8 protein-coding genes are annotated in these 14,584 nt (G+C 73.2%); 5 read left to right on the plus strand and 3 right to left on the minus strand.

Annotated elements, in window-relative coordinates:
* Nucleotides 1-40 precede the first annotated feature (40 nt).
* The 4 genes from ACZ6H8_RS04870 (at nt 41) to ACZ6H8_RS04885 (ending at nt 4,170) form a co-directional block, all read left to right on the plus strand.
* Nucleotides 41-631, plus strand: coding sequence for a DUF305 domain-containing protein (locus tag ACZ6H8_RS04870; RefSeq protein ID WP_464145006.1), 591 nt, complete (start codon nt 41-43; stop codon nt 629-631).
* A gap of 165 nt (nt 632-796) precedes the next feature.
* Entirely contained in the window at nt 797-1,471 is a 675-nt protein-coding gene (locus ACZ6H8_RS04875) for an SDR family NAD(P)-dependent oxidoreductase (protein WP_464145007.1), read from the plus strand.
* Nucleotides 1,472-1,508: 37 nt separating this feature from the next.
* On the plus strand, nt 1,509-2,270 hold the full coding sequence (locus ACZ6H8_RS04880) for an alpha/beta fold hydrolase (RefSeq protein WP_464145009.1): 762 nt from the start codon (nt 1,509-1,511) through the stop codon (nt 2,268-2,270).
* Between the two features lie 103 nt (nt 2,271-2,373).
* Nucleotides 2,374-4,170, plus strand: coding sequence for a DUF7507 domain-containing protein (locus tag ACZ6H8_RS04885; RefSeq protein WP_464145011.1), 1,797 nt, complete (start codon nt 2,374-2,376; stop codon nt 4,168-4,170).
* 23 nt (nt 4,171-4,193) lie between these two features.
* On the opposite strand, the gene ACZ6H8_RS04890 is transcribed toward ACZ6H8_RS04885, so the two are convergent.
* Both ACZ6H8_RS04890 and ACZ6H8_RS04895 read right to left on the minus strand, forming a co-directional pair.
* On the minus strand, nt 4,194-5,243 hold the full coding sequence (locus tag ACZ6H8_RS04890) for a LacI family DNA-binding transcriptional regulator (protein ID WP_464145012.1): 1,050 nt from the start codon (nt 5,241-5,243) through the stop codon (nt 4,194-4,196).
* A 103-nt stretch (nt 5,244-5,346) separates the two neighbouring features.
* Complete coding sequence (locus tag ACZ6H8_RS04895; RefSeq protein WP_464145015.1) at nt 5,347-12,003, minus strand: GH92 family glycosyl hydrolase; 6,657 nt, start codon at nt 12,001-12,003, stop codon at nt 5,347-5,349.
* A 126-nt stretch (nt 12,004-12,129) separates the two neighbouring features.
* On the opposite strand from ACZ6H8_RS04895, the gene ACZ6H8_RS04900 reads away from it, so the two are divergent.
* Entirely contained in the window at nt 12,130-13,071 is a 942-nt protein-coding gene (locus ACZ6H8_RS04900; protein WP_464145017.1) for a YfaP family protein, read from the plus strand.
* Nucleotides 13,072-13,078: 7 nt separating this feature from the next.
* On the opposite strand, the gene ACZ6H8_RS04905 is transcribed toward ACZ6H8_RS04900, so the two are convergent.
* Nucleotides 13,079-14,506, minus strand: a complete 1,428-nt coding sequence (locus tag ACZ6H8_RS04905) for an RNA polymerase sigma factor (protein ID WP_464145022.1) — start codon at nt 14,504-14,506, stop codon at nt 13,079-13,081.
* Nucleotides 14,507-14,584 lie beyond the last annotated feature (78 nt).

Consider the following 14,584-nt stretch of genomic DNA (forward strand, 5'->3'; position numbering starts at 1 on the left):
CTCGCACTGCACCAAGGATCCAACGAGGAGGAAGCACACGATGGCACGCACGATCGCACTGCTCGCTGCCACCACGGCGGCAGCACTCGCCCTCGTCGGCTGCAGCCAGCAGGCTCGAGACGACGACGGCATGGACCACGGGTCCGGCTCGTCGTCGGAGTCGTCGAACGCCGGCTTCAACGACGCCGACACGATGTTCGCGTCGATGATGATCCCCCACCACGAGCAGGCGGTGGAGATGTCCGAGATGCTGCTCGCCAAGGACGACCTTCCCGCCGACGTCGCCGACCTCGCACAGCGCATCATGGACGCGCAGGCACCCGAGATCGACACGATGCGCACCTGGCTCGACGAGTGGGGCGTCGATGCGTCCGAGCACGAGGGCATGGATCACGGCGACGACGGCATGATGAGCGACGACGAGATGGCGGAGCTCGAGGCCGCCACCGGCGTCGACGCATCCCGCATCTACCTCGAGCACATGATCGAGCACCACGAGGGCGCGATCACCATGGCTGAGGACGAGGTCGCCGACGGCCAGGAGCCCGACGCTGTCGAGCTGGCGCAGACCATCGTCGACACGCAGCAGGCCGAGATCGAGGAGATGCAGCAGCTGCTGACCTCGCTCTGACGGCACGCTCGCCACGGCACGTTCCCGGGCTGCTCCGCGACCTTCACGACCTCGTCGGCGGCCGTGGCGCGACAGGTGATCCGCGGCGCCGATCGCGCGTCTGGTCCGTCGATCGAGTCCGCGCAACCCCGCGCCGACGCGCGCACGCTCGACGAGGATGGGTGCATGCCTACGATCGCCATCATCGGCGCCGGTCCTGGACTCGGCGCAGCCGTCGCACGACGCTTCGCACGCGAGGGGTTCGCCGTCGCGCTCGTCGCCAGGGACCAGGCGAGGCTCGACGCGCTCGCCGCCGACCTGCAGCAGGAGGGCATCGACGCCCACGGCTACGCGGCCGACGTCCTCGACCCCGCCGCCCTCGAGGCAGCGCTGCAGCACGCCGCGAGCGAGCTGGGCGCCATCTCGGTGCTGCAGTACAGCCCGCTGCCGTCGCGCGACTACCTGAAGCCCGTGCTCGACCTCACGCCCGAGCTCGCGCTCGAGGCGCTGCGGTTCTCGGCCCTCGGCCTCATCCACGCCGCCCGCGCCGTGCTGCCCGCGATGCGCGCCGCAGGCGAGGGCAGCATCGTCCTCGTCAACGGCGGCACGTCCGTGCAGGCGCGGCACGGCTTCGCAGGCACCTCCGTCGCATTCCCGGCCGAGAGCGCGTACGGCGAGATGCTGCACGACGCGCTCGCCGAGGAGGGCATCCGCGTCGCGCAGCTCGTCATCCCCGGCGCGATCCCCAAGCTGCAGCTCGAGCACGGCATCGACTCCGTCGCCGACCGCATCTGGCAGCTGCATGCGCAGCCGGGCGACTTCCGCACGATGCTCATCCCGCTCGAGGACGGCAGGGAGTAGCGTCCCGCACCGGTCGGCGACGCGGCAGGATGGCACGGTGAGCGACCTGCACGTGACCCGACTCGGCGACTACGGCTCGCCCGTCGTCCTCTGCCACGGCCTGTTCGGCCAGGGCCGCAACTGGACGCAGATCGGCAAGGCGCTCAGCCACGACCACCGTGTGACGCTCGTCGACATGCCGAACCACGGCAGGTCGGCGTGGACCGACCGCATCGACCTCGTCGCGATGGCGGATGCGATCGCCGGGCTGCTCGACGAGCCGACGGCGCTCGTGGGCCACTCGATGGGCGGCAAGGTCGCGATGCTCGCGGCGCTGCGACACCCTGAGCTCGTGTCGCGGCTGTGCGTCGTCGACGTCGCACCCGTCACCTATCGCGAGTCCGACGAGTTCGGGCGGTTCATCGACGCGATGCTCGCCATCGACCTCGGCACCATCGGCGCCCGGGCCGACGCCGACGCGGCGCTCGCGGACGCCGTGCCCGACCCAGGTGTGCGCGCGTTCCTGCTGCAGAGCCTTCGCCGCGACGGCGACGCGTGGGCGTGGATGTCGAACCTCGAGGTGCTGCGCCGCGACCTCGGCGAGATCCGCGGCTGGCCCGAGGTCGACGGCGTCTACGACGGACCCGTGCTGTGGATCGCAGGCGGCGCGTCGCGCTACGTGCGCGACGAGCACCGTCCGGCGATGGAGGCGCTGTTCCCGCGCGTGCGCCGCGCGACGGTCAAGGGAGCAGGGCACTGGGTGCACTCGCAGGAGCCGGCGGTGGTGACCGAGCTGCTCGCGCGGTTCCTCGCCGACTGACGCGAGCCTGTCGTCCAAGACGTTCGAGGCGTCGCGGCGAGGTACCCCATCGGGGTACAGTCGCTGGACCGTCGGTCCACATCGCCCGACGCGAGGGAGACCCATGCGCATCCGCACCGCGTCCGCTGCCACGATCGTCGCGGCGCTCGGCGTCACGCTGCTGGCTCCCGCGGCCGCCCAGGCCGCCCCCGAGCCGATCACGGCGCGCTTCGCATCGAGCGCACAGGCGCCCGGCGGCACGTGGGCGGGGCTCGAGCCCGTCACGAGCGACGGCACCGCCGTCGTCGAGACCCCCATCACGGGGTCGACGAGCCTCGACCTGCGCGTGCACGAGCCCGCCGGCGCATCCGGACGCGTGCTCGACCCCGCCCTCGAGGGCACCGTCGCGCTCGACGTCACGCAGCTGCAGGCGGGCGCCACGGGCACCACGGGCGCGCTCATCACCTCCTCGCCCGTCGCGCCCACGGCGCAGCCCACCGGCTGGCCGGGCGCGAACGACACGCTCACGAGCGGCTTCGCGATCGAGCAGGAGATCCAGCGCTGGTCCTTCTCGTACGCCTTCGACTTCTCGGGCCTCGCAGGCGGCGTGCTGCCTGCCGGCTCCCGGCTCGCCGTCGCCGACGTCGACGTGTGCCAGAACGGCCCGACCCCCGGGGGCGTCGACGAGCGGTTCTCGGCCGCGTCGGATGCGACGGGCCCGTGGCTCGACTACCAGTACCGCGTCATCGGCTCGGGCACGCCAGCGACCGACCCGCCCACCGTCACCTACGACGCCGAGACGAACGCCTACGGCATCGCACCGCAGTGCGTGGATCGCACGATGATCGAGGTCTTCGTCACGACCCAGCCCGTGTCGACGCTCTCGCTCGAGCTCGCCAACCGGCAGGGCGCGGGCGTGACGCGCTTCGGCCTGCTGCTGCCGACGGCCGCACCGGCCCCCGCGGTCACGATCGTGAAGACCACGAACGGCGAGGACGTCGCCGCCGAGCCCGGGCCGAGCCTGCCGATCGGCAGCGACGTCGCCTACGGCTTCGCGGTGACGAACACGGGCACGACCGACCTCGCGGGCGTCACGGTCACCGACGACCAGGTGGAGGCGGCGGCGATCGACTGCGGCGACGGCACGAACGTCGTCCCGTCCCTCGCCGTCGGCGACTCGGCGAGCTGCGCGGCGACGGGCACGGTCGTCGACGGCCAGCACGCCAACACGGCGACCGTCACGGGATCGCCGGTCGACTCGCGCGGCGCAGCCATCGCGGGCGCGTCGGCGCCCACGGCGCAGGACTCGTCGTGGCACGTCGGCGTCGAGGTGCCCTCGGCCACCGTCGAGACGACGACCGACGTCGACGAGGCGCAGCCGGGCGACGAGGTGACCGTCACCACCGTCGTCGAGAGCACGGGCTCCGTCGACCTCGACGCCGCCGACGTCGTCGCCGTCGTGCCGGAGGGCCTCGAGGTGGCCGAGGTCGGCCAGGGCGGCGTCGCCGAGGACGGCGTCGTGCAGTGGGACCTCGGCGCCATCCCGGCAGGCGAGTCGGCGAGCGTCACCCTCGTGGGCACCGTCACCGAGACCACGCCCGGATCGACGCTCGAGGTGCGCGTGACCGGTGAGGCGAGCGTGGGCGAGACGACCATCCCGCTCGCGCCCGTCGAGGCATGCGTCGACGACGCGGAGGTCGCGTGCGCGTCGATCGTCGTGGCGGCCGTGCCCACGTCGCCGAGCCCGTCGACGCCCCCGTCGACGCCCCCGTCGTCGGCCCCGAGCGTCCCGCCGGGCGCGGGCGGAGTCGGGGGCACGCTGCCCGAGACCGGCGCCGACCTCGCACCCGTCGCCTGGATCGTCGCGATGGCGATGCTGCTGACGGCCCTCGGCATCGTGCTGCGGCGCCGCACCGCCTGAGCCTGGTCGCCGGCGCAGCGTGCTCAGCGCACGCTCGCCGGCGGCCGCTCCCCCGAGCCGCGCGGCACGAGCGTCGCGGGCACCGTCACCGTCGTGGGCTCGTGCGCCGGGTCGGCGTGCTGCAGCAGCAGGCTCACGGCGTCGCGGCCGAGCGCGGCCGTGTCGGCACCGACGGTCGTGACCCCGAGCGCATCCGCGAGCTCGAAGTGGTCGAAGCCGATGAGCGCCGGCGGGTGGGCGCGATCGCGCAGCGCGCCGATCGCGCCGATCGTCACGCGGTTGTTCGCCGTGAAGATCGCGGTCGGCGGATCGTCCATCGCCATGAGCGACCGCACCGCGTCCTCTGCGGCCGCGGCCGAGTGCGAGCCTCGCACGACGAGGGCCGGATCGGATGCGATGCCGGCCGCTGACAGCGCCGAACGGTACGCGGCGTGGCGGCCCTGCTGCGGCGACAGGCGCTCGAGGTCGCCGACGAACGCGATGCGTCGGTGCCCGAGGCGCACGAACGACTCGATCGCCGCCTCCGTCCCGGCGTGGTTGTCGATGACGACGGCGTCGGCGTCGATGCCGCGGGGGGCGCGGTCGACGAGCACCACGGGCACGCCGCGCTCGCGCACGGCCGCCAGGCCACCGTGCTCGTCGAGGGTCGACACGAGCAGGATGCCGTCGGCACGTCGCTCGACCATGTCCTCGACGATCGCGACCTCCGTCGCCGCATCCTCGTCGGAGCTCGCCATCGTCAGCCGCAGGCCGTGCTCGCGCAGGCAGTGCTCGACCCCCATCGCGAGTCCCATGTAGAAGGGGTTCGCGAGGTCGCCGACGACGAGCCCGACGGTGCGCACCGACGTGCCACGGCGCAGCTGGCTCGCGGCGGAGTTCAGGCGGAAGTCGAGGCTCGCCGCCGCCGTGCGCACCCGCAGCCGCGTGGATGCTGCCACGTGCGGCTCGCCGCCGAGCGCCCGCGACGCGGTCTTGATGCTCACGCCCGCCGACTCGGCGACGTCGGCGAGCGTCGGCGCACGTCGCGCCCGAGGCTCGTCGGGCTGCGGCATCGGCTGCTCGCCATCGGCCATCACGTCGCCTCCCTCCCCGTGATCCCTAGCGTCGCACGACGACGCGCGTCGGCGACCCGCGCGCTCGATGCGCTCGGGTCGCCGACGTGCGCCGGGGGACGGCCTACCCGCAGGGCGTGACCCACGCGGTCGGCTGCAGCGACGGCGGGCCGCCCACGTTCACGACCTCGTCGGGCGCGTACGCCGTGACGAGCGCCGCGACCGGTGCCGGTGCGCACGCGTCGCGCGTCAGCAGGAGCGGGTCGCCAGTGGCGCCGGCCACCGCCGTCGCCGAGAGCGCGTCCGGGAAGTTCACGCCCGTCGCGATCACGAGCCCCTGCGGCTGCTCCGGCTCGATGAAGCGCTCGACGAGCGCCGCGTTCGTCGCGAACCTGTCGGCGCCTGCGATGCGCTCCGCGCTGCCGGTCTCGGCGCGCGCGGCGAGGATCACGCCGTACGACAGGCTCGGGTTGCCACCGACGATCCACGCCTGCTCCGCGCCGAGGTCGTGCAGCGCCTCCGCCGTCACGTCCGGCAGCGCGGTGCGTGCCGACAGCAGCACCGGCACGTCGCCGATCGCCGAGGCGACGCCGCTGGCAGACAGCGCATCGGGGAAGACCTCGCCGCTGGCGACGAACGCCGTCTCGGCGCTGCCGAACACCTCGGTCGCGATGAGCGCCGCCGTCTCGTACCGGTCGGAGCCTGCGATGCGCACGACGTCGGCATCGGGGAACCGCCGCTCGAGCGCGTCCTCGATGGCGCCGCTCACGGTCGTCGGCCCACCGATGATCGTGATGCTGGGCGGCTGCAGCCGGTCGAGCTCCGTCATCGTCACGTCCTGCAGCGCCTCGCTGGGCGTGAGCAGCAGGCTCGCGTCGTCGTGCGCTGCCGCCGGACCCGCTGCGAGCGCGTCGGGGAAGCCCTGCCCGGCCGTGACGTACACGGGCGTGCCGGGTGCGAACAGCGCCTGCGATGCGAGCACGTTCGTCTCGTACCGCGTGCCGCCCGCGAGGGTGGCGACGTCGACGCTCACGTCGGGCACGACCGACACGGTCACGGGCGCCGATGCGCTCGCGGCCACGCCGTCGCCGCCACCGAAGGTCGCGACGAACGTGCGGTCGCCGAGCGCGTCGGCAGGCAGCACGAGCTCCGCCGAGCCCTGCGACACCGGGACGGTGCCGACGATGCCCGAGCCGTCCGAGAAGGTGACCGATCCACTCGTCGCGGCCGCGTCCGCGACCGAGACCGACGCGGTGAGGGTGATCTCGTCGCCGATCTCGACCGTCGACGCCGACGCGCGCAGCACCGTCGTCGAGGGCACATCGGGCGTCGCGACCGTGATGGTCGCGGTCGCAGGCGTCGCCGACTGCGCACCGGTCGCCGTCACGACGTAGTCGCCGTCGGCGACGTCGCCGAGGTCGAGCTCGGCACGGAACGTGCCGTCCTGGCCCGCGGTCGCGTCGACGACGACGTCGCTGCCGCTCAGGGTGACCTCGACGGCCTCGCCGCCGACGAAGCCGGATCCGTCGACGACGACGGTCGCCCCAGGCAGGTACGGTCCCGGCTGCACCGCGAGCGCAGGCGTCGGGGCCTGTGCGGGCGCGACGGTCACGGGGATCGTCGTCGATGCGCTCGCGACGCCGTCGTCGACCGTCACGGTCGCCGTGAACGTGCCCTCCTCCAGGTACGTGTGCGAGCCGCGCACGACCTGCTCGGCGATCTCGGCCTGCAGGCTCGCCGCGACCTCCGACGGCGCGTCGAGCTGGGCACCGGAGAGGTCGATGCGTGCGATGTCCGACGGCGAGCCGTCGCCCCAGCTGACGACGGCCGTGACCTGCTCGGCCTGCGGGCTCACGCCGTCGAACGTCGCGAGGTCGAGGTCGAGCTCGGCATCCGCCGTGGCCTGGATGGCCTCGACCGCAGGTGCGACCGCGAGGGTGGGTGCGGGGATCTGCCCGTCGATCGCGACGGCGGCGACGTGCACCTGACCGCCTGCGAGGGTGCCGGAGGCTGCCGGGAACGTGATCGACACGAGCTGCAGCGGCGCACCGCTCTCGTCGGTCGCGAGCGCGAAGGGCGCCGTGGCGAACAGCGACGACGGCTTCGTGTCGACCGAGCCCGGGCCCACGAGCCTTCCCGGCACGGTCGCGACGACGACGTTGCCGCCGGCGGGCTGCGACGTGCCGCCCACCCAGTCGCCGAACGTCACCGGCATCTGCTGCGTCGAGCCGTCTGCGTAGGTGAGGGTGAGGGTCGTGGACTGCGTGCCCTCGTTGGCGGTGCCGACGAGCGACACGTGGGTGGTGTCGGCGCCGGCGAGCACGGGCAGCACCTGACCTGCAGGCGTGATCGTGTCGGCGGCACCCGCCGGCAGCGCAGGCAGCACGAACGAGAAGGTGCGTGCGCCCGCGGCGGTCGTCAGCTCGACGGTGTCGACCTCGCCGAACGCGATGCCGGCCGCCTGCAGCTGCGCGGCGTCGAGCGCGGCGCCCTGCCCGTCGCAGTCGCCACCGACGGCGCGGTCGGCGAAGCAGTCGACGTTCGCGAGCGCTCCGATCGACTCGGCCGTCGTGGATGGGCGGGCGACGGTCACCTGCGTCTGGGCGCTCGCGACGAGCTCCCCTGCCGTGACGGTGACGGTCGCGGCGTAGACGCCCGCGGCGGTGAACGCGTGCGGTGCGACGACCTCGAGGCCACCGCCGACGGGCAGTGCCCGCAGCTCGGCGTCGATGGGCCCTGCGCCATCGAGGTAGTCGACGGTCGCGGTGGGCGTGACGCCCTCGGGCACGCCGAGCACGGTCGCGACGGGTGCGTCGAGCTCGACGTCGACCCACGCGGTGAGCGCGTCGACGGGCGTCACCGAGAAGGGGCCGGGGTCGACCTCGCCCAGCAGCTCGAGCTCGGCGATCGTCGTCGGACCGTCGCTCGAGGCTCGCACCTCGAGCCGGTACTGCGCGTAGGCGCCTGGCGACTCGACGACGAACGGGCGCGTCTGCGTCGCCCACGCGAACGTCTCGTCGTCGCGTTCGTCGACGACCTCCCACGCCGTGCCGTCGTTCGAGCCCGACAGCGTCCAGCTCGTCGGCGCGGATCCGGTGGCGCCGTTCGTGATCGTGTAGATCGAGGTCGTCGCGGTGCCGCCGCGCAGCTGCACCTGCAGCGTGGGCGTCTCGGTGCCGAAGGTCACCTCCGAGGTGGAGTTGTCGTCGGCGAGCGCGCCCGCCTGCGGCCCCTCCGCGCCGGTCGAGATGGTGCTGAGGAACCGGTTGGTGGCGTCGGTCAGCGGCTCGTGCACGGGCTCCGCCGTGCTCGAGGAGCCCCAGTCCGAGGGCTCGTCCTGCATCGCGAACGTCAGCTCGCTCGCCTCGGCGAGCGCCGCCTGGTCGAGGCGCGGCGCGTCGAGGGCCTCGCCGTCGAGGCTCACGCCGCCGACGTAGATCGACGCGTCGTCGTTGCCGGGCGCCGTGATCGTCAGGTCGCCGCCGCGGTCGTCGTCGCGCTGGATGACGGCGTGGTCGAACAGCGGCGAGCCGATGACGTACTCGCCGGAGCCGAGGGCGAGCGGGTAGAACCCGAGCGCCGAGAGGATGTACCAGGACGACGTCTCGCCGTTGTCCTCGTCGCCCGCGTAGCCCTGGCCGATCTCGCTGCCGACGTAGAGCCTCGCGAGCACCTCGCGCACGACCTCCTGCGTCGTCGTCGGGTCGCCGTTCGCGGCCGAGATGTACGGGGTGTGGTGCGAGACCTGGTTCGAGAACCCGAACTGCCCCATGCGCACGTCGCGGGCCTCGAAGGCCTCGTGGATGCCGCTCGACAATGCGGTCTCGGGCGTCGTGTAGAACTCCTCGAGCTTGGCGTCCAGCCCGTCGCTGCCGCCGTAGAGCGCCGCGAGCGCCGGCACGTCGAACGGGGCGTGGAAGGCGAACGTCCACCCCGGTGCCTCGGTGTAGGCGTGGTTCTGCCAGTCGGTGGGGTCGTACTCCTCGGGCGACAGCTGCCACGTGCCGTCGGGCTCGCGCGCCTGGAAGAAGCCGACGTTGGGGTCGAACATGTTCACGAAGTCGCTCGCACGGGCGTCGAGGTAGACGGCGTGCTCGGCGTAGATCGCCTGCTGCTCGGGCGCGACCTCGGGGTCGGTCGAGAGCATGGCGGCCATGTCGGCCAGCGCCGCGTCGTTGATGTTGCCCTCGAGGCCCCACGACACGCTCTGCCCGGTGGTCGAGGAGGTGTACTGCAGGAACGGGGAGGTCGCGATGCCCTTCCGGCCGACGGCGTTGGGGTTCTCGAGGCTCGTGTCGCTGCCGGAGGAGACGGTGGCGTTGCGCAGCGCGGCCGCGAAGGCCTCCTCGGCGAGGTCGGTGGAGATCGCGCCCGAGGTGTACGCCTCGGCGAAGGACGCGTCTGACGACGTGCCGGTCATGAGATCGGCGTATCCGGGCGACGACCAGCGCGCGATCCAACCCCCGTCGCGGTACTGCTGCACGAAGCCGTCGACGAGCCGCTCGGTCACCTCGGGGTAGAGCAGCGAGTACAGCGGCCAGACCGTGCGGTACGTGTCCCAGAAGCCGTTGTTGACGTAGATCTGGCCGTCCATGATCTGCGCGTTCGTCTCGGTCGCCGTCGCGTCGCCGTCCTGCGGGCGCACCGGGGAGGCGTACTGCCAGCGCGGCTCGGCTGCGGTGCCGGTGTTCTCGGACTGCGAGTTCGGGTAGAGGTTCAGGCGGTAGAGGCCCGAGTAGAAGCTCACGAGCTCGGCCTCCGTCGCATCCGATGCCGAGAGGTCGACGACCTCGAGCCGCTCGATCCACTGGTCGCGGGCCGACGCGCGCACGTCGTCGTACGTGACGCCGGCGACCTCGAGGTCGAGGTTGTGCTGCGCCTGGTCGAGCGAGATGAACGACGTGGCGAAGCGCAGCTCGAGCGGCGCATCGCCGGTGTCGAAGCGGCCCCACGCGGCCGACGCGCGGCTCGATGCCATGCCGGTCGCGACGGGAGCCTCGCTGAAGGTGCCGTACACGAACATGCGCGAGTGGCCTGCCGAGAGCCCGGAGCCGCCCTCGACCCATCCGGTCACGATGCCGTCGGCCGAGATCTGCAGGCCCGAGGCTCCCGCGACCTGGTCGACCATGACGGTGCCGACGCTCGCGGAGTCGGGGAACGCGAAGCGCATGACGCCGCCGTGGTCGCTGGGGGTCATCGACGCCGTGAGCCCGTTCGCGAACGCGACGGAGTACTCGTCGGGACGTGCGATCTCGTCGTCGTGCGAGAACGGCAGCCTGCGAGATGCGGTCGTGCCGGAGGGCGTGCCGGTGTCGAGGCTGGGCATGAACGCGAGCTGCGCCCGGTCGCCCATCCACGGGCTCGGCTCGTGCGAGATGCCGAGACCCTCGAGGGCGGGCAGGTTCTGCGGGGTGTTGCGCGAGGCGTAGTCGTACAGCCACGTCTGCGACGTCGCGTTCGTCATCGGCACGAGGAAGTTGAAGCCGTTCGGCACGGCGGTCGCGGGGATGTTGTTGCCGCGCGAGAAGCCGCCGGAGGAGTTCGTGCCACGGCGGGTGTCGACGAGGTCGAGCACGGTGGCGGCGTCGATGGGGCTCGCGGCGGCGATCGAGACGTCGTCGACCCATCCGGAGAAGCGGGTGCCCGCGCTGCCGCCCGGGTTGTCGTAGGCGAGCAGCACCTGCGTGACCGTGCCGCCCGCGAAGGAGCCGAGGTCGACGCGGATGCGGTTCCACTGGTCGGCGTAGAGCGACTTCGCCGCCCCCTGCCCTGCAGCGGTGGCCGAGAAGCCGTACTGGTCGACGAGCTGCGCGCCCGACATGCGCACGGTCTCGCCCGCCGCCGTCTCGATCACGAGGTCGAGTGCGATGAACGTCGAGGGGTACTGCAGGTCGGCACCGTAGAGCGTCGGCAGCACGGCGTACGCGAGCTCGGTGTCGGCGGCGATCGGCACGTCGAGGTCGTCGACGAGCACGTTCGTGCTCGACGCGGGACCGTCGCCGATGTGCTGGCCGCGGTACTGCACGGCGGCGACGCCGTCGAAGCCGCGACCGGATGCGATGTTGTAGCCCGTGGTGGGTCCCGCGCCGAGCGACGTGAGCATGGGGGTCGCGGTCGCGCCGGCGTCGTCGCCGCGCAGGTCGAGGTCGGCGAGCTGCAGCAGCGTCGCGCCGTGGTTCTCGGTGACCTGCAGCCGGAAGTGCACGTACGTCGCGGGCGCTGCGAGGGCGTACGTCGACGTCGCGAAGCGCGCGGCGCCGTCGAGCTGGCCGGACTGCGCGTCGACGTCGATCCAGGTCTCGCCGTCGGTCGAGCCCTGCAGCGTCCACGCCCTGGGGTCGCGGTCGGCGGAGTCGTTGGCGGTCGTGAGCGCGTAGGTGAGCACCGTGACGGGGGCTGCGAAGTCCATCTGCACCCACGCGGTGGTGGAGCGTGCGAGCCACTTCGTGCCCGGGTCCCCGTCGAAGAGTCGTGCCGCGGTCTCGTTCGGCGCGTTCTCGTTCGAGGCCGTGACGGCCGAGAGCTGCGAGACGAGGCTCGAGGGCGGCAGCGTGGAGCCCTGCACGTTGACGGGGGGCTCGTACGCCTCCGACGGCGGCACGGGGTGCGCTGCGACGTCGGAGGTCTCGAACGACGTCGTGAACGGCGGGTCGGCGGCGACGGCCGGCGCCGCGGCGTCGAGGCCGACGAGCGGTGCGACGAGCACTGCGGCAAGCAGTGCGGCCAGCGGCGCGCGGAGGCCGAGGGTGCGACGGGACGGCGCGGTGCGACGGTGCAGCATGGGAACTCCTGGAGCCGTGACTGACATCGTTGTCAGTGAGGTCACGGTACGGGGCGCGCGGCTCCCCCGTCAAGCGACCCGCGCAGGTCGATGCGCGCGTCCAGCCTCGCGGCCTACGCTCGCGCCATGCGCACGAGCCACCGCAGCCACCCCGCCGTCCACGTCGCAGCGATCCTCGCCGCCGTCGTGGCGCTCACCGGCTGCATCCCCGGCATCCCCTCGCCGCCGAGCCCGAACCCGGGCCCCACCGGCACGACGCCGTCGACCCAGGCGCCTGCCGACGCTCGGCTCGACGACTACCTGACGTCCGCGACGGCCGACGGTGGAGCGAGCGTCGGCGCGACCGTCGGCGACGCCGTCGAGCCCGGCCCCGGCGACGCCGTCACCGTCACCGACGCCGCGATCGCCGTCAACGGCGGCAGCGTCGAGATCGTCGTGTCGTCGAACGAGCCGTTCCAGTCGGTGCTCGTCGGCGCGGGGCCCACGGGTGCGTCGTCGACCACCCCGACCGCGTGGCCGGGCTCGTACGAGATCGACCTGGCGGCACCCACGACGAGCACCTCGATCGTGGTCACGGTGTCGCAGACGCCGCCGTCGACCGAGTTCTCGGCGGTCATCGCCGTCGTCGACGCCTCGGGCACCGTGAGCGCCACCGATGCGACCAACATCTCGATCGTCGAGGTGGGCACGGGCGACGTGCAGGTGAGCGTGTCGTGGAACGAGGATGTCGACGCCGATCTGTACGTCGTCGACCCCGAGGGCGAGACCATCTACTACGGCTCGACGACCTCGCCGTCCGGCGGCGAGCTCGACCTCGACTCGAACCCGTCGTGCCAGATCGACGGCATCCGCAACGAGAACGTGACGTGGCCGACCGGCGACGCACCCTCCGGCCAGTACGAGGTGCGGCTCAACCTCTACGCCGACTGCGGCATCGACCAGACGAGCTGGGTCGTCACCGTCCAGGCCATCGGACGCACCTACCGATGGGAGGGCATCCTCGAGGCGCCGGGCCTCGGAGGCGGGCAGGAGGCAGGCATCGTCGTGGGCCGCTTCGACGTGCCGTAGCGCGCGCTCACGGCTCGACGACGATCGAGCCCGTCGACGACACCTCGGCGCGGATGCCCTCGGCGACGACGGCCACCTCGATCGTCGCCTCGCCGGAGGCGGCAGCACCATCGACGGCACCCACGACGATCGTCGCCGAGCCCGGGGTGTGCGAGCCCGGGGTGCACGTGCCACCGCCCGCCCCGCTCGGGCACTCCCAGTCGCCGGCGTCGACGATCCGCATCGACGACGGCAGCGCGACCAGCAGCCCCTCGACGGTGGCGCCGGCCTCGAGGTCGAGGGCGACCGCGATGGTCGTCGTGCCTGCACCGACGGTGACGTCGATGCCCAGCCCGACCGGGCTCGCGGATGCGCCCGCCGACGGCGCGTCGCTGGCGTCGGCCGCATCATCGGTCGCGGTCGCGGTCGGGATCGGGGTCGCGGGAGCATCGGCCGCGTCGCCTCCCGCCTCGGCGGTGGGCGACGCGGCGTCGGCGTCGTCTGCCCCGTCGGACTCGACGGCATCCGGCTGCAGCAGGAGCGCGAAGCACACCGCGAGCAGCGCGAGCAGCGCGAGGCCCGCGGCGGCGAGTCCGACGCGTCGCCCGGTCCTGCCCGCGGCCGCAGGCACCGGCGCCGTTGCCGCAGCCAGCGCGGTCCCACCCGGCGCCGCGGCCGCGGCTCCGCTCGCCGCGCTCGCCGCGGCCGTCTCGCCCACGAAGCCCGACAGCACCGCCAGCGGCACGATCGCGAGCAACGACGGCAGCGCGGCGAAGCGGGCGAGCGCGCCACGACACCGCGCGCACTCCTCGAGGTGGGCGAGCGCCGCCGCTGCCGCGGGCCGTTCGGTCGCGAGCGCGTCGCGGTGCGCCTCGCATGCGTCGACTCCCTCGGCCTCGAGCAGCGCACGACGCACCTCGACCGCGAGCGCCTTGCGTGCGCGGCTCGCCGTCGCCGAGACCGTGTTGGCCGCGACGCCCGTGCTCGCCGCGATCTCTCGCGGGCGCATGCCCTCGACCGCGACGGCGGTGAGGATGACCTGCTGCCGCCTCGGCAGCCGCGACATCGCGAGCCGCACGACCGCGAGGTCGTCCTCGACGTCGACGCGGTGCTGCTCGTCGGCATCCTCGATGCGCGCGTAGGCGTCCGCGAGCTCGGCGAAGTCGTCGGAGCCGACGTCGCGGCTCGCTGCCGACCTGCGGACGTCGATCACCCGGTTGCGGATGGCGCGCGCCAGGTACGCGAGGGGGTTGTCGTCTGGCCCCTGCCCCGCCTGGAACCGCTCGATGAGCCGCAGCATGACGTCGGAGGCGAGGTCGTCGGCGTCGAGGTGCGCGTGGCTCCTGCCGATCTCGCGCTGCGCGATGCGCACGAGCACGGGCTGCAGCCGCCCGAACATCGCCCCGAGCGCCGACGCGTCGCCAGCTCGAGCACGCGCGGTCAGGTCGTCGAGCACTGCACGCTCGTCAGGCGTCATCGGACGTCACCACCTGACGACCGCTGCGACCGGCGCCGTGCGCATGCTGCATCCCAC

Source organism: Agrococcus sp. AC640b, from assembly GCF_979255995.1.